Raw genomic sequence first — 13,919 nt, 5'->3', positions numbered from 1 at the left:
CATTTTCCGGCCGGAGCCGGGGGTGAACTGGAGGACATCCGCGTGGAACCGATCAGTCTCGATGTACTTCTGGCCAGTGTCGGCAAGGAAGTTGGCGTGTCGCCGTGGCGGGTGGTCACGCAACGCATGATCGACCAGTTCGCCGACGCCACCGACGATCACCAGTTCATCCACTGCGATCCGGAGCGCGCCATGCGCGAGACGCCGTTCGGCGGCACCATTGCGCATGGCTTCCTGTCGCTGTCGCTGTTGTCGGCCATGACCTTCGAGACCATGCCGCCGCTGGAAAACGGCAAGATGGGCGTCAACCACGGCTTCGATTCGCTGCGCTTCCTGGCGCCGGTGAAGACCGGCGCGCGCATCCGCACCCGTTTCGTGCTGGCCGACGTCAAGGTCAGGCCGTCGGGCTGGGTGCAGACCGCGCATGACGTGACGATCGAGATCGAAGGCTCCAAGAAACCGGCGCTGACCGCTCGCTGGCTGACGCTGACCCTGATCGAACGCCAGCCCGAGACGGCATGAACGATCCGAACGTTCTCGACCAGGCAGCACTGGCGCCTTATCTCGAGGCCACCATCCCCGGCTTCACCGGGCTTGCCTCCATCGAAAAATTCAAATCCGGCCAATCGAACCCGACTTACCTTTTGGCCGCGCAAAGCGGCCGCTACGTGTTGCGCGCCAAGCCGCCCGGGCAATTGCTGAAATCGGCGCATCAGGTCGACCGCGAATTCACCGTGATGAGCGCGCTGGCCGGCACCGCCGTGCCGGTGCCCAGGATGCTGCATCTGTCGGCGGAGGACTCGCCGATCGGCCGTATGTTCTACGTCATGGATTTCGTCGACGGCCGCATCCTCTGGGATCCGGCGCTGCCGGAGGCCCGCGACAATGACGAACGCGCCGCCATCTACGATGCCATGAACGCTACGCTTGCGGCGCTGCACGATGTCGATGTCGGGGCCGCGGGTCTCGTCGATTTCGGCCGGCCGGGCAATTATTTCGAGCGCCAGCTGGCCCGCTGGACCGCCCAGTATCGCGCCTCGGAAACCGGTACCATCGCCGATATGGACCGGCTGATTGCCTGGCTGGAGACGCATAGGCCGGCCGACGACGGCCGCGTGTCGCTGGTGCATGGCGACTACCGGCTGGACAATCTGATTTTTGCCGCCGACCAGCCGACGGTTCTGGCGGTGCTCGACTGGGAATTGTCGACGCTCGGTCACCCCTTTGCCGACATCGCCTATCAATGCATGCAATGGCGCCTGCCCCACGCCTCGGGCTTTCGTGGCCTGGGCGGCATCGACCGTCGCGCGCTCGGCCTGCCCTCCGAAGAGGACTATGTCGTCGCCTACTGCCGGCGACGCGGGCTGGACGGCATCGGCGACTGGACCTTCTTCCTGGCCTTCTCCTTCTTCCGGCTGGCGGCGATATGCCAGGGCGTTTTCAAGCGGGCATTGGACGGCAACGCCTCCAATCCCGAAAAGGCCAGAACCTATGGCGAGGCGGTAAAACTGCTTTCGCATCTCGCCGCGAAATTGATCGGCAAGGAGGCGTGATGGGCCGTTTTGCGGGAGCAACCGTGCTGATCACCGGTGCGACCGGCGGGCTTGGCCGGGGTGCGGCGAAGGGCTTTGCCGCTGAAGGTGCGCGGCTGGTGCTGTCGGACATCGACGAAAGGGCGCTGGCCGACCTTGCAGCCACGCTGCAGGCCGAAACGGCGACCCTTGCCGGCAACATCGCCGACGAAAAACTATCCGAGGATCTGGTCAGGCTGGCGGTCGAGAAATTCGGACGGCTGGATGTCGCCATCAACAATGCCGGCATCGTCCAGAGCTTCGTGCGCTTGCCGCAGGTCCCCTCGGACGAGGCCCGCCGCGTGCTGGAGGTCGATTTGCTCGGCGTCTTCTATGCCATGAAGCATCAGATCCCGCAGATGGAGCGGCAGTTCAAGGCGACCGGCAAGGGCGGCGCCATCGTCAACATCGCTTCGGCCGCCGGCCTGTCCGGCGCGCCGAAACTCTCGGTCTATTCCGCCGCCAAGCACGGCGTCATCGGTTTGACCCGCTCGGCGGCGGTCGAATACGCCACCAAGGGCCTGCGCATCAACGCCATCTGCCCCGCCCACACGAGGACGGCGATGGTCGACAGCTTCGTGCGCGTCTCCGGCGCGCCGGAAGCGGAGGCGTTGGCGGAGCTGACGCGTGGCGTGCCGATGAAGCGGGTGGCGGAAGTCGACGAAATCACCACCGCCATCCTGTTTGCCGCCGATCCGGCAAACTCCTTCATGACCGGCCATGCGCTGGCCGTCGACGGCGGCATCGGTGCGATCTGAAGCATGCCGTTTGGGAACCTGTCGCGCCCTTGTCCGTTTTCGTACAGCGTATATAATTTAGCCAGGTACCAACCAACCAAAGGCACGAGATCTTGCCGCCGAGCGTCCAGACACGCCGCGAGAAACAAAGGGCCGAACTGCGCTCCGAACTGGTCGAGGCCGCGCACAAGCTCGTCCAGGAAGAGGGTTATGAAGGCCTGACCATCCGCAAACTGGCCAAACGGGTCGGCTACGCGCCGATGTCGGTCTATTCCTACTTCGCCGACAAGCAGGACATCCTGTTCGCCCTGGCCGAGGATGCATTCGAGACGCTTGCCCGCCGCATCGAGGAGCATTCGTCCGACGATCCGATTGAGGCATTGCAGGCGGTCATGACCGAGTATGCCGCTTTCGGGCTCGGCAATCCCAACGAATACCGCACCGTGTTCATGACCGAAAAGACCAAGCTGCCGGAAGGCAGGAGCTACGAGGACATGGAAGAGAGCAACCCGGCGATGAACGCGCTGATCAGCAGGGTCGAGGCCTGTGTCGCCGCCGGCAAGCTGCAGGGCGACCCGCGCGCCATCGCCACCATGCTGTGGGCGGTCGGCCACGGCACGATCTCGCTGCTGATCACCTTTCCGTTCTATCCGTTCGGCGACCCGCAGGCTTTCGTGAAGCGGATGTGCGATTTCACGCTTGCCACGCTGAGCACGCAGACCGTGCCGCCGCTGACCGAAACGCCGGTCAAGTGCTGAGCGGCATCCTTCACAGGCTCTGACAACCACGACCAACGTCCGGTTGGAGTGCTCGGCTGCGCCAGAACGCCGCGATTTTCGGCGTTCAATAAAAGTTCAATAAAATTCATTCGTACATGTACGTTTCTGACTTGAACGACGGCATCGCCAGACGTATATGTACGCCGTATCGTACATGTACGGAAAAAATTCAACGGTCGAAAACGGAGACTGACGATGAAAACGACACTCCTCACACTCGCCGCCGTGCTGGCACTTTCGGGCTCGGCCTTCGCAGCCGGCGCCACCCATCCGGTTAAGCAGGCACCGGCTGCGACCTGCGTCGACACCAGGACCCATGTGAAGCTCGATTGCGCTCCCACCGGCTCGGTCGAGAAGCAGGGTTCCACGGAAAACACCGCTGACGGCAAGGGCCCGCGGCTCGGCATCAGCATCAATCCGTGGATCGTGCCCAGCACATTTTGAGACAAAATCAAACGCCGAGGCCGGCGCAAATTGAAAGCCGGCCTGGCGAGCAGTTTGGTCTAAGCGACGCCGCCTCGGTTGGCGGCACCCGACTGGCCCAGTCGAACGCTGACGCGTAGCCCGGCCTGGCCCATCAACTCAGGCCCTTGTCACCGTCGGCATGCAGGCGCAGCCCTTTCTGGACGATCTTCTCCTTGGCGGCATCTGTCGGCACGTTCGGCGCATTGGTGATGCCGGACCAGGCCGGCGCCGGGTTGTGCGCCCAATGCACGGCGTTGCGCAGCACCTGTTGCACACCCTCATTGTGGTAGATCGGGTAGGTTTCGTGGCCGGGCGAAAAGTAGAAGATCCTGCCGGCGCCGCGCTGGTAGGTCAGTCCGGATCGGAACACCTCGCCGCCCTCGTACCAGGAGACAAACACCGTCTCGAGCGGCTCCGGCACCGCGAACGGCTCGCCATACATTTCCGTCTCGCCAATCTCCAGGCACTCGCCGATGCCCTGCGCGATCGGATGGCTGCGGTTGATCGCCCAGACGCGCTCGCGCTCGCCCGCCTCGCGCCATTTCAGCGAACAGGGCGTGCCCATCAGCCGCTTGAATATCTTCGAGTAGTGGCCGGAATGGAGCACGATCAGCCCCATGCCTTCCCACACCCGCTTCTGCACGCGCTCGACGATCTCGTCCTTGACCTCGCCATGCGACCTGTGGCCCCACCACAGTAGGACATCGGTGGTGGCCAGGCGCTGTTCGCTCAAGCCGTGCTCAGGTTCCTGCAAGGTGGCGGTGGTCGCCTCGATACCCTTGTCCTGGTTGAGCGCCGCGGCAATCGTGCCATGCATGCCCAAGGGATAGAGGTCACGCACGGCGGCATTGGTCTGCTCGTGGACGTTCTCGCCCCAAACGATGGCTTTTGTCGGCATTTCTCTCTCCCAAAGCGCTTTAAATAGCATGTCCGATGGGATTGAGAAGGCCCGATCCGGCCTGGTCCGATGGAAACTACCTCGTGCGCTTCTTGCGGCCGGCCACGGTCTTGGCCTTGCCCGGCTTCGCGGGACCGCCGGGGATGGCCGTCCCGGTTATCGACACCGGATCGCTGGCCGGAAAGGTATCCTCGAGGCCTTCCTCGAGTTCTTCTTCGGCGCTCGAGCCTTCGTGCTTCTCATGTTCGAGCGAACGAACGGCAGGGCTCTTCTTGACCGGCGACTTCGGCGCGGAATTCGACGGCATCGGCATTCTCCCTCGGCGTGCGGATGCAGAACGAGCGTGCCCTGCAAAACGTTCCGAGTTCAGACCGCTGCGTCTCGCGATCCCTCGGACAGGAAAGTAAAGACATAGTCCGAGAAGGAACGCCAGCACTCGACCCTGAAGGCGTCTGGCGCGTTGCGCAGCAGCACGATCTCGGCCTTGCCCAGGATGGTGCGCGAAGCCGCTCCGACCGGGAAGGCATCGAGCGACAGATCCTGCGGGCAGCCAGAATTGATCGCCGCGGCCGCGCCGGCGCCCGTCACGGCGATCGCGATATTGCGATGCGAGATGCCGACGGCTGAATGCAAGGCGGAAACCGTGGCGCAGTCGGCGAGCGGATCGTTGCCGGCCTCGTCGATGACCAGCCATTCGTCGGGTCCAAGCCACAGAGCGGTGCGGCCGGCCTTCGCGGCCGAGGTCTTCGGCTTTTTCGGCAAGGTCACACCAAGCGCCTTGGAAAGGGCGGCAGTCGAAGCCTCCGGCGCGCGCAGCGAAATGCGCTCGGCCGGCGGCAGCACCTCGACCTTGGCGCCGGTCGCGGCGGTGCTGCGTCCAGCCAGCGCCGGACGGCGCTCGACCGAAGGGGATGCAACCGGAGCTGTCTTCTTTGCAGCGGCCTTAGCCATTGAGGCGCCCTCCCGTCTCGTCGAAGAACACCATGCCGGAAACCTCCACTTCGATCACCCCGTTCGGCATCGGCACGTAGAGCGTGTCGCCCATGCGGTCGCGGCCGCCGGCGACCAGCGCAAGGGCAATAGAGCGGCCGCAATTTTCCGACCAGTAGCTCGAGGTGACGTGGCCGATCATCTTCATCGGGATCGCCTGCTTTGGATCCTCGACGATCTGCGCGCCTTCTTCCAGCACCACTTTCGGGTCCTTGGTCTTGAGGCCGACCAGCTGCTTGCGGCCCTTGGCGACAAGATCCGGCCGTGCCATGCCGCGGATGCCGACGAAATCGGCCTTCTTCTTGCCGACCGCCCAGTCGAGACCGGCATCGTTCGGCGTCACTGTCCCGTCAGTGTCCTGGCCGACGATGATGTAGCCTTTTTCGGCGCGCAGCACGTGCATCGCCTCGGTGCCGTAGGCCGCCGCACCATGCTTCTGGCCTTCGGCCCACAGCGCTTCCCATACGGCCTGGCCATAGTCCGCCGGCACGTTGACCTCGAAGCCGCGCTCGCCGGTGAACGACATGCGGAACAGCCGGGTCGGCACGCCGCAGATCTTGCCTTCGCGCACCGACATGTGCGGCAGCGCCTCGTCGGACATGTCGATGCCTTCGACCAGCGGCGCGATGATGTCGCGCGACTTCGGTCCCTGTACGGCGATGACTGCCCATTGCTCGGTGATCGAGGTCAGCCAGACATTGAGTTGCGGGAACTCGGTCTGGAGATAATCCTCCATGTGATTCATGACGCGCGGCGCGCCGCCGGTCGTCGTCGTCACATGGAAGCGGTCTGGCGCGAGCCTGCCGACGACGCCGTCATCATAGATGAAGCCGTCCTCACGCAGCATGATGCCATAGCGGCAGCGGCCTGGCTCCAGCTTCTCCCACGGATTGGTGTACAGCAGTTCCATGAACTTGGCCGCATCCGGCCCGACCACTTCGATCTTGCCGAGCGTCGAGGCATCGAACAGGCCGGCCGTCTTTCGCACCGCGACGCATTCGCGGTCGACCGCGGCGTGCATGTCTTCACCCCCCTTGGGGAAATACCAGGCGCGCTTCCACTGTCCGACATCCTCGAACACGGCGCCTTGCGCCTCGGCCCACGGATGGATCGCCGTCTTGCGCGTCGGGTCGAACAGCGGCCCGCGGGCGTGGCTGACGATCGCGCCGAAGGTGACAGGCGTATAGGGCGCCCGGAACGTGGTTAGGCCGACTTCCGGGATTGGCTTGCCAAGTACCTCGGCAGCAATCGCCAGGCCGTGCATGTTGGAGGTCTTGCCCTGGTCGGTCGCCATGCCGTTGGTGGTGAAGCGCTTGACGTGCTCGATCGAGCGCATGCCCTCATGCACCGCCTGGCGGATATCCTTGGCGGTGACGTCGTTCTGGAAATCGACAAAGGCCTTGACCGTGGTGTCCGGCCCGGCGCCGGGGGCAGCCCCCAGCATGCCGCGCGACCAGCTCTCCGAGGCGTCGACCTTCGGCTTGTTGGTCTTGGCGGTTTTAGCAGCGGCATCTTTCGCTGCCTTCTCGCCGGCCGCATAAGCCTCGTCGATCGTCGCCGACAGCCCGTCGGTGCCGTTGCAGGCGCCGACCGAGACGCAATCCTGCGCATAGGTGCCCGGCACGAAGCGCTTGGTCTCGTCGTTGAAAGCGACCTTGCCGCGCGACTGCGAGAACAGATGCACCGACGGCGTCCAGCCGGCTGACATCAGGATCGCATCGACCGGGATGGTGCGTTCGCCGCCGCCATTCTTCGGCTGCACGGTCATCGACGACACCCGCAATTTGCCGCCGGCGCGGATCACCGCGCGGCCGAAATTGACCTCGATGCCGAGCGCCCTCGCCTCGTCGATCACCGGTCCGGTTGGATGGTCGCGCAGGTCGACGATCGCCGCCACGTTGACGCCGGCCTTCCTAAGGTCGATCGCCGCCGCATAGGCGGAATCATTGGCGGTGTAGACGCCGACATTCTTGCCGACAGCGACGCCATAGTGGTTGAGATAGGTGCGCGCTGCACCGGCCAGCATGATGCCCGGCCGGTCATTGTCGGCGAAGACCATGTGCCGTTCGATGGCGCCGGAGGCCAGCACCACGCGCTTGGCCCGCACCTGCCACAGCCGCTCGCGCGGCAGGTCGTGGCCGGGGGCTGAGAGATGATCGCTGACGCGCTCGACAAGGCCGACGAAATTCTGCGCGTAGTAGCCGAAGGCCGTGGTGCGCGGGAGCACGCGGACATTGTCCATGCCTTGAAGCCTGGCAATCGCCGCCTGCGCCCAGGCAAAACCGTCCTGACCATCGATCCCGGCGCCGGTTTCGAAACGCAGGCTGCCGCCGAACTCGGCCTGCTCGTCGGCCAGGATGACGCGCACGCCGGTCTCGGCCGCGGCAAGTGCTGCCGCGATGCCGGCGGCACCGCCGCCCAGCACCAGCACGTCGCAATGCGCATAGCGCGACGAATAATGGTCGGGATCAGGTTTATCCGGGGAAACGCCAAGGCCGGCCGCGGCGCGGATCTTCGGCTCGTAAAGGCTCTTCCAGGCCGCTTTCGGCCACATGAAGGTCTTGTAGTAGAAACCGGCCGAAAACAGCGGCGACGCGATATCGTTGACCGCGCCGACGTCGAAGGACAGCGACGGCCAGCGGTTCTGCGACTGTGCTTCAAGCCCGTCATAGAGCTCCTGCACGGTGGCCCGCACGTTTGGCGTCTTGCGCGCCGCGTCGCGCTTGATCTCGACCAGCGCGTTGGGCTCTTCCGCGCCCGCCGACAGGATGCCGCGCGGGCGGTGATATTTGAACGAGCGGCCGACGAGATGGACGCCATTGGCAAGCAGCGCCGAAGCCAGCGTGTCGCCCTCGATGCCGGCGTAGGACTGGCCATCGAAGCTGAACCGCGCGGTCTTCGCCTGCTTGAGGCGACCGGCACCGGGAATGCGGAACGCGCCGCTCATTTGGCAACCACTTCGTTGGAGATTATGGGCAGCTTCGACGGTTTTGGCTCGCCGGCCTTGTAGGTCATGATGAACTTGTCGGTGACGGTGTCGCGCACCGCATTGAAGAAGCGCGCGCAGCCATGCATGTGCCGCCAGCGCTCATAGATGATGCCCTTGGGGTTAGAGCGGATGAAGAAGAACTTTTCGAAATCGTCGTCGGTCTCGCCAGCCATGTTGGCCGAGCGCGCGATATGCGCCTCGCCGGCGTTGCGGAACTCGAGTTCCGGGCGCTCTTCCTCGCAATAGGGGCAGCGGATGAGAAGCATTTGGTTCGTTCCTACAATTCGCCGTTGCCGACATGAGCGCCGGCGGGTTGGTCGCAAAGCCTCTGGCCCATGGCGGCAAAAGGCGCGACGAGCCGGATGCGCTCCTCCACGCTTGCGGCCGGACGAAACAGGTCGCGATATGCCATGTTGCCGATGGTGAGTTGCATCGGATCGGTCGTGACGATGACGCGGCGCGGCTCGAATGTGTCGTCCTCATCCTGGTCGGAAGGCATGTTCTCCAGGAACATGACCACCTTCTGGCCGCCGCTCCACACGCAGGCCAGGATGCCGTCATCGACGGAAAACGGCCAGCTGGCCTCGTTCCCGGCGCGGCTGATCGGCTGCGTGCGCACTTCGTCCGCCGACGGAAAATGGAACATGCCCTGTTCCCCCGCCAGCATCAGCGGCATGGCGACAGCCATCTGCGCCATCATCAGTGCGCCACCGCCGCCGCCGCCGCCTCGTCGATGAGGCGGCCGGTGCGGAAGCGCTCGATGGTGAAGGGCGCGTTGATCGGATGCGGATCGTCCTTGGCAATGGTGTGGGCAAAGACATGGCCGGAGCCCGGCGTCGCCTTGAAGCCGCCCGTGCCCCAGCCGCAATTGACATAGAGGCCGGGCACCGGCGTCTTGGCCAGGATCGGCGAGCGGTCGGGCGTCACGTCGACGATGCCGCCCCATGAGCGCAGCATCTTCATGCGCGTGAAGATCGGGAACATCTCGCAGATGGCGTCGAGCGTGTGCTGCAATATGTGCAGGCCGCCGGTCTGGGAATAGGAGACATATTGGTCGGTGCCGGCACCGATCACCAGCTCGCCCTTGTCGGACTGCGAGATATAGGCATGCACCGTGTTCGACATCACCACGCACGGCACCACCGGCTTGACCGGCTCCGACACCAGCGCCTGCAGCGGATAGCTTTCCAGCGGCATGCGCACGCCGGCCATGTTCATGATGACGGACGAGTGGCCGGCGGCAACGACGCCGACCTTCTTGGCGCCGATGAAGCCGCGCGTCGTGTCGACGCCCATGACTGCGCCATTGGCCGCCCGCTTGACGCCGGTGACCTCGCAATTCTGGATGATGTGGACGCCGCGCGCCGAGGCGCCGCGGGCATAGCCCCAGGCCACGGCATCGTGGCGCGCCGTGCCGCCGCGGCGCTGCAAGGCCGCACCGACGACGGGATAGCGGGCATCCTTAGAGGTGTTTAGCGGCGGGCAGAATTCCTTCGCCTGCTCCGGCGTCAGCCATTCATTGTCGATGCCGTTCAGCCGGTTGGCGTGGACATGACGCTTCAGCACCTGGATGTCGTGCACGTTGTGGGCCAGCATCATGACGCCGCGCGCCGAATACATGACGTTGTAGTTGAGCTCCTGGCTGAGCCCATCCCACAGCTTCAGCGCATGGTCGTAGATGCCGGCACTCTCGTCATAGAGATAGTTCGAGCGGATGATGGTGGTGTTGCGGCCGGTGTTGCCGCCGCCGAGCCAGCCTTTTTCCAGCACCGCGACATTGGTGATGCCGTGTACCGTGGCAAGGTAATAGGCGGTGGCCAGGCCATGACCGCCGGCGCCGACGATGATGACGTCGTATTCCTTCTTCGGCTCAGGCGAGGACCACTGTTCCTCCCAGCCCTTGTGGCCGCGCATGGCCTCGCGGGCGATGGCGAATACCGAATATTTCTTCAACGTTCCAGCCTCGCAAATGGCGGCAGGGCATTCTATCGACCCCGGCGCGCGAGGTGTATCACTAGCGAAACGCAGCTTCCACCCTTGCGCTGTTTGCGACGGCGCTTGCCGTTTTGCGCCGCGCCGAAAATGACGCATGCGATCTGGTAGCCACGGCTGCCTTCAGTCACATTGCCTGTCGCGGGACTCGGGAGGCAATTATGGGCAACGCCTGGTGGAATTTGACGTTGCGCTTTCTGCTGGAGCTTGCCGCCATGCTTGGCCTCGGCTTGTCGGGCTGGGGTCTCTCCGATGGATTGTGGCGCTGGCTCCTGGCCCTGGCCTTGCCCCTCATTGCGGCTGCCTTGTGGGGGACCTTCGCCGTGCTCGACGATCCCAGCCGGTCGGGCCGCGCCCCGGTGCCCGTACCGGGTGCGGTGCGTCTGGCTCTGGAGCTCGTCATCCTGTTCGGCGGTGCCGTCGGATTCTACGTGGCCGGCTACACGACCACGGGCATCATCGTCGCCCTACTCATCGTCATCAGCTACGCATTCTCGCTCGATCGCCTCAGCTGGTTGTTGAAGCAATAGTTCGCCCTACCGGCGTCGCCTTCGCGAGTCGCTCCCTCCAACGACCAGCCGCAAGAAACCAACTGCGCAGGTATCGGGTGTCGCGGGTAGGTGTGGCCTGCGACCAAGGGACCTCGTTGCCGGCACCAGTCGGCCAGACAGGACCGACAGAAGGACGACAGCCATGCTCGCACTCGCCAACAAGATCGCCATCGTCACCGGCGCCAGTTCCGGCATCGGCCGCGCCACCGCGAAACTCTTCGCCGAGGAAGGCGCCAAGGTCATCGCCGCCGCCCGCCGCCAGGCCGAGCTCGATGCGCTGGTGGCCGAGATAGCCGACGCCGACGGCACGGCCGTCGCCCTTGCCGGCAATGTCCGCGACGAAGCCTATGCGAAAGCCCTTGTCGATCTGGCGGTCGAAAAATTCGGCGGGCTTGACATCGCCTTCAACAACGCCGGCGCCGTCGGCCTCATGGGTCCGATTTCGGAACTGCCGCTGGAAGAATGGCGCGAGACGCTCGACACCAACCTCACCAGCGCGTTTCTCGGCGCGAAGTATCAGGTGCCGGCGATGATCGAGCGCGGCGGTGGTTCGCTGATCTTCACTTCCACCTTCGTCGGTAGCACCGTCGGCATGCCCGGCATGACCAGCTATGCCGCGAGCAAGGCCGGGCTGATCGGGCTGACGCAGGTGCTTGCCGCCGAATATGGCCCGAAAGGCGTGCGGGTCAACGCGCTGCTGCCCGGCGGCACCGACACGCCGGCGGCGACCTTCAAGACCCCTGAATCGCGGGCTTTCGTCGAAAGCCTGCATGCGTTGAAGCGTGTCGCGACACCGGAAGAGATCGCCCGTTCGGCCCTTTACCTTGCCTCCGACGCATCGAGCTTCACCACGGGAGCCGCGCTGTTTGCCGATGGCGGCGTGTCGATCAACCGGACGTGAAGGCTTTTCCCCACCAGGATGCATGTTGATTGTCGCGAGGTGGACGGCCGGTCTTGCTTTTTCCGTGCGATTTGGCGATGCCGTTTCCTATCGAAACGGGTGTTTTGCCAATTCAGGTCCTGGAACCATGATGCTGATCAGAACCTACGTGGCTGCGAGTGCAATCGAAGGCGTCGGCGTGTTCGCCGCCGAACCGATCAGGAAAGGCGCCTCGATCTGGCGGCTCGATCCGGATTTCGACCGGTTGATTCCGATGGAAAAATACGAGGCAGCCCCCTCGCATCTGAGGGAATTGCTCGACCGCTATGCCTATCCAAGCCCGGACCGTCCCGGTTTCATGGTCTATGAGGTCGACAATGGGCGTTTCATGAATCACGCCGAACGGCCGAATACGGATTTTTCGCAGTATGGCGGCGCCATCGCCACCCGCGACATCGCGGCCGGCGAGGAGATCACCTGCGACTATGGCGAGTTCTTCGAAGATTTCGAGCGGCTTCACCTCGCCACGGCGTAGTCGGCTCCCGATCCAGCGGCAAACCGCTGCGGTTTGCCGCTGATGTTCATTTCGGCTGTGGACAGCGCGGCCTGATTCTGCTATCAGCCGCCACAATTCGTGGTGTAGATCGCCGCGGAGGCTTGTGGCTATGGCCGCTTGCCTGTTGATAACAAACCCGAAAGACAGGATTGCCCGTGCAGGTACTCGTCCGCGACAATAACGTTGATCAGGCGCTTCGCGCGCTCAAAAAGAAGATGCAGCGCGAAGGCATTTTCCGCGAAATGAAGATGCGCGGCCATTACGAGAAGCCTTCCGAGAAGCGCGCCCGTGAAAAGGCCGAAGCCGTGCGCCGCGCCCGCAAGCTGGCCCGCAAGCGCGCACAGCGCGAAGGCCTGCTGCCGATGACGCCGCGTCCGGTCGCTGCTGGCGCCGCCGGCGGTGCAGGTGGTGCTCCGCGCCCGCCGCGGTTCTAACGCCAATTTTTCGTCCTTTTCGAAGGATACCAGAGGTGGCGCGATGCGGAATCGCCGCCACCTTTTTGTTTAGGGCGACAGGCGTCCACTTGGACGCGCAAAGGACGCTCTAACGCTTTACGACAATTTTGACCCGGCCCGGAGGGGGGACCCGGACCCGAGTGACGCGACTGAAGTGAGGACAGGGCAGACATGAACGCAATCAGCGTGGAGCGCAGAACCCCATTGCGCGGCTTTGCCCTGACGGCAGCCCTGCTTTCCGGGCTGGCGCTGGCCGGCTGCCAGACGGCGGGCCCTACAGGCGAATTCAACAACATCGACAAGGCTCAAGGCTCGAGCGAGAACATCTCCTCGCTGTCGGCGGTGATCCAGCGCAATCCCAAGGATCCCGAAGGCTACAATGTGCGCGGCTCAGCTTATGGCCGTGGCGGCCAGTACCAGGCGGCGCTCCAGGATTTCAACACCGCCATCCAGCTCAACCCGAATTTCTACCAGGCCTATTCGAACCGTGCGCTCATTCAGCGCTTCCTCGGCAATCAGAAGGCCGCGCTCGACGACTACAACCGCTCGATCCAGATCAATGGCAATTATGACGCCGCCTATATCGGCCGCGGCAATCTCTACCGCAAGGCGGGTCGCACCCAGGATGCCTTCAACGACTTCCAGAAGGCAATCCAGCTCGACACCACCGATGCGCGCGCTTACCACAATCGCGGCCTGATCTATCAGAGCCAGGGCCAGCACAAATTCGCCATCGAGGATTTCTCGACCGCCATCTCGCTAGCGCCGGACGCCGCCGAGCCCTACAACGGCCGCGGCCTTTCCTATCTGGCCACCAACGACGAAGACAACGCCTTTGCCGACTTCAACATGGCGATCAAGCTCGACGGCAAGAACGCCGAGGCCTGGGCCAATCAGGCGCTGATCTACGAGCGGCGCGGCGACAAGGTCAAGGCGGGGAAATCCTACCGCGAAGCCGTGCATCTTGATCCGACTTACCAGCCGGCCAAGGATGGCCTCGCCCGCGTCAGCGGTGCGACTTAGGCGCCAATCAAAACGCTGCCCGTTGTGCGCCCG

17 protein-coding genes are annotated in these 13,919 nt (G+C 64.1%); 10 read left to right on the top strand and 7 right to left on the bottom strand.

All coding sequences use genetic code 11. The features are described 5' to 3' along the window. The first annotated feature begins 36 nt into the window (after positions 1 to 36). The 5 genes from AC1DYW_RS25035 (at position 37) to AC1DYW_RS25015 (ending at position 3,531) form a co-directional block, all read left to right on the top strand. Positions 37 to 522 carry a MaoC family dehydratase gene (locus AC1DYW_RS25035; protein WP_378922604.1) on the top strand — a complete coding sequence of 162 codons (486 nt, stop codon included), beginning with the start codon at positions 37 to 39 and terminating at the stop codon, positions 520 to 522. Further along, positions 519 to 1,553 (top strand): phosphotransferase family protein, encoded by a 1,035-nt coding sequence (locus AC1DYW_RS25030; protein WP_477227972.1) that lies wholly within the window; start codon positions 519 to 521, stop codon positions 1,551 to 1,553. The genes AC1DYW_RS25035 and AC1DYW_RS25030 overlap by 4 nt, the downstream gene beginning before the upstream one ends. Next, positions 1,553 to 2,329: an SDR family NAD(P)-dependent oxidoreductase gene (locus AC1DYW_RS25025; RefSeq protein WP_477227971.1), complete on the top strand. Its 777-nt coding sequence runs from the start codon at positions 1,553 to 1,555 to the stop codon at positions 2,327 to 2,329. Before AC1DYW_RS25030 ends, AC1DYW_RS25025 begins: the two co-directional genes overlap by 1 nt. A gap of 92 nt (positions 2,330 to 2,421) precedes the next feature. Continuing rightward, positions 2,422 to 3,066 carry a TetR/AcrR family transcriptional regulator gene (locus AC1DYW_RS25020; RefSeq protein ID WP_457150375.1) on the top strand — a complete coding sequence of 215 codons (645 nt, stop codon included), beginning with the start codon at positions 2,422 to 2,424 and terminating at the stop codon, positions 3,064 to 3,066. A 216-nt stretch (positions 3,067 to 3,282) separates the two neighbouring features. Continuing rightward, a complete protein-coding gene (locus tag AC1DYW_RS25015) occupies positions 3,283 to 3,531 on the top strand; it encodes a DUF680 domain-containing protein (RefSeq protein WP_457150376.1) in 249 nt (82 codons plus the stop codon). Between the two features lie 133 nt (positions 3,532 to 3,664). Here the strand turns inward: AC1DYW_RS25015 and AC1DYW_RS25010 are convergent, their stop codons facing one another. The 7 genes from AC1DYW_RS25010 to AC1DYW_RS24980 form a co-directional block, all read right to left on the bottom strand. Then, positions 3,665 to 4,450, bottom strand: coding sequence for a ThuA domain-containing protein (locus tag AC1DYW_RS25010; protein WP_457150377.1), 786 nt, complete (start codon positions 4,448 to 4,450; stop codon positions 3,665 to 3,667). Positions 4,451 to 4,526: 76 nt separating this feature from the next. Continuing rightward, positions 4,527 to 4,757, bottom strand: coding sequence for a hypothetical protein (locus AC1DYW_RS25005; protein ID WP_457150378.1), 231 nt, complete (start codon positions 4,755 to 4,757; stop codon positions 4,527 to 4,529). 59 nt (positions 4,758 to 4,816) lie between these two features. Then, entirely contained in the window at positions 4,817 to 5,401 is a 585-nt protein-coding gene (locus AC1DYW_RS25000) for a sarcosine oxidase subunit gamma (protein WP_477227970.1), read from the bottom strand. Beyond that, the gene (locus AC1DYW_RS24995; protein WP_477227969.1) at positions 5,394 to 8,387 is read right to left on the bottom strand and encodes a sarcosine oxidase subunit alpha; all 2,994 of its coding nucleotides are present in this window, start codon (positions 8,385 to 8,387) and stop codon (positions 5,394 to 5,396) included. The genes AC1DYW_RS25000 and AC1DYW_RS24995 overlap by 8 nt, the downstream gene beginning before the upstream one ends. Next, on the bottom strand, positions 8,384 to 8,695 hold the full coding sequence (locus AC1DYW_RS24990) for a sarcosine oxidase subunit delta (protein ID WP_477227968.1): 312 nt from the start codon (positions 8,693 to 8,695) through the stop codon (positions 8,384 to 8,386). Before AC1DYW_RS24990 ends, AC1DYW_RS24995 begins: the two co-directional genes overlap by 4 nt. 11 nt (positions 8,696 to 8,706) lie before the next feature. Then, positions 8,707 to 9,129 (bottom strand): hypothetical protein, encoded by a 423-nt coding sequence (locus tag AC1DYW_RS24985; RefSeq protein WP_477227967.1) that lies wholly within the window; start codon positions 9,127 to 9,129, stop codon positions 8,707 to 8,709. After that, on the bottom strand, positions 9,129 to 10,382 hold the full coding sequence (locus AC1DYW_RS24980; RefSeq protein ID WP_095084630.1) for a sarcosine oxidase subunit beta: 1,254 nt from the start codon (positions 10,380 to 10,382) through the stop codon (positions 9,129 to 9,131). The genes AC1DYW_RS24985 and AC1DYW_RS24980 overlap by 1 nt, the downstream gene beginning before the upstream one ends. A 200-nt stretch (positions 10,383 to 10,582) precedes the next feature. Between AC1DYW_RS24980 and AC1DYW_RS24975 the strand changes: the two genes are divergently transcribed. From AC1DYW_RS24975 to AC1DYW_RS24955, 5 genes are all read left to right on the top strand, one after another. Further along, positions 10,583 to 10,951, top strand: a complete 369-nt coding sequence (locus tag AC1DYW_RS24975) for a DUF2568 domain-containing protein (RefSeq protein WP_477227966.1) — start codon at positions 10,583 to 10,585, stop codon at positions 10,949 to 10,951. 163 nt (positions 10,952 to 11,114) lie between these two features. After that, entirely contained in the window at positions 11,115 to 11,873 is a 759-nt protein-coding gene (locus AC1DYW_RS24970) for an SDR family oxidoreductase (RefSeq protein ID WP_477227965.1), read from the top strand. A gap of 127 nt (positions 11,874 to 12,000) precedes the next feature. Continuing rightward, a complete protein-coding gene (locus AC1DYW_RS24965) occupies positions 12,001 to 12,387 on the top strand; it encodes an SET domain-containing protein (protein WP_457153128.1) in 387 nt (128 codons plus the stop codon). A gap of 176 nt (positions 12,388 to 12,563) precedes the next feature. Continuing rightward, the gene (gene rpsU / locus AC1DYW_RS24960; protein ID WP_023810129.1) at positions 12,564 to 12,842 is read left to right on the top strand and encodes a 30S ribosomal protein S21; all 279 of its coding nucleotides are present in this window, start codon (positions 12,564 to 12,566) and stop codon (positions 12,840 to 12,842) included. 192 nt (positions 12,843 to 13,034) lie between these two features. Beyond that, complete coding sequence (locus tag AC1DYW_RS24955) at positions 13,035 to 13,886, top strand: tetratricopeptide repeat protein (RefSeq protein WP_477227964.1); 852 nt, start codon at positions 13,035 to 13,037, stop codon at positions 13,884 to 13,886. Positions 13,887 to 13,919: the final 33 nt, after the last annotated feature.

Source organism: Mesorhizobium sp. P2_D5, assembly GCF_056404355.1.
Note: the sequence above shows the minus strand (reverse complement) of the source record. Positions and strands in the feature narration are given on the sequence as shown.

What these genes read in the sequence shown, in the direction of transcription:
- AC1DYW_RS25030 (WP_477227972.1), top strand. Translation starts at nt 519, where the DNA reads ATGAACGATCCGAACGTTCTCGACCAGGCAGCACTGGCGCCTTATCTC.
- AC1DYW_RS25025 (WP_477227971.1), top strand. Translation starts at nt 1,553, where the DNA reads ATGGGCCGTTTTGCGGGAGCAACCGTGCTGATCACCGGTGCGACCGGC.
- AC1DYW_RS25015 (WP_457150376.1), top strand. Translation starts at nt 3,283, where the DNA reads ATGAAAACGACACTCCTCACACTCGCCGCCGTGCTGGCACTTTCGGGC.
- AC1DYW_RS25010 (WP_457150377.1), bottom strand. Translation starts at nt 4,450, where the DNA reads ATGCCGACAAAAGCCATCGTTTGGGGCGAGAACGTCCACGAGCAGACC.
- AC1DYW_RS25005 (WP_457150378.1), bottom strand. Translation starts at nt 4,757, where the DNA reads ATGCCGTCGAATTCCGCGCCGAAGTCGCCGGTCAAGAAGAGCCCTGCC.
- AC1DYW_RS25000 (WP_477227970.1), bottom strand. Translation starts at nt 5,401, where the DNA reads ATGGCTAAGGCCGCTGCAAAGAAGACAGCTCCGGTTGCATCCCCTTCG.
- AC1DYW_RS24995 (WP_477227969.1), bottom strand. Translation starts at nt 8,387, where the DNA reads ATGAGCGGCGCGTTCCGCATTCCCGGTGCCGGTCGCCTCAAGCAGGCG.
- AC1DYW_RS24990 (WP_477227968.1), bottom strand. Translation starts at nt 8,695, where the DNA reads ATGCTTCTCATCCGCTGCCCCTATTGCGAGGAAGAGCGCCCGGAACTC.
- AC1DYW_RS24985 (WP_477227967.1), bottom strand. Translation starts at nt 9,129, where the DNA reads ATGATGGCGCAGATGGCTGTCGCCATGCCGCTGATGCTGGCGGGGGAA.
- AC1DYW_RS24975 (WP_477227966.1), top strand. Translation starts at nt 10,583, where the DNA reads ATGGGCAACGCCTGGTGGAATTTGACGTTGCGCTTTCTGCTGGAGCTT.
- AC1DYW_RS24970 (WP_477227965.1), top strand. Translation starts at nt 11,115, where the DNA reads ATGCTCGCACTCGCCAACAAGATCGCCATCGTCACCGGCGCCAGTTCC.
- AC1DYW_RS24965 (WP_457153128.1), top strand. Translation starts at nt 12,001, where the DNA reads ATGATGCTGATCAGAACCTACGTGGCTGCGAGTGCAATCGAAGGCGTC.
- AC1DYW_RS24955 (WP_477227964.1), top strand. Translation starts at nt 13,035, where the DNA reads ATGAACGCAATCAGCGTGGAGCGCAGAACCCCATTGCGCGGCTTTGCC.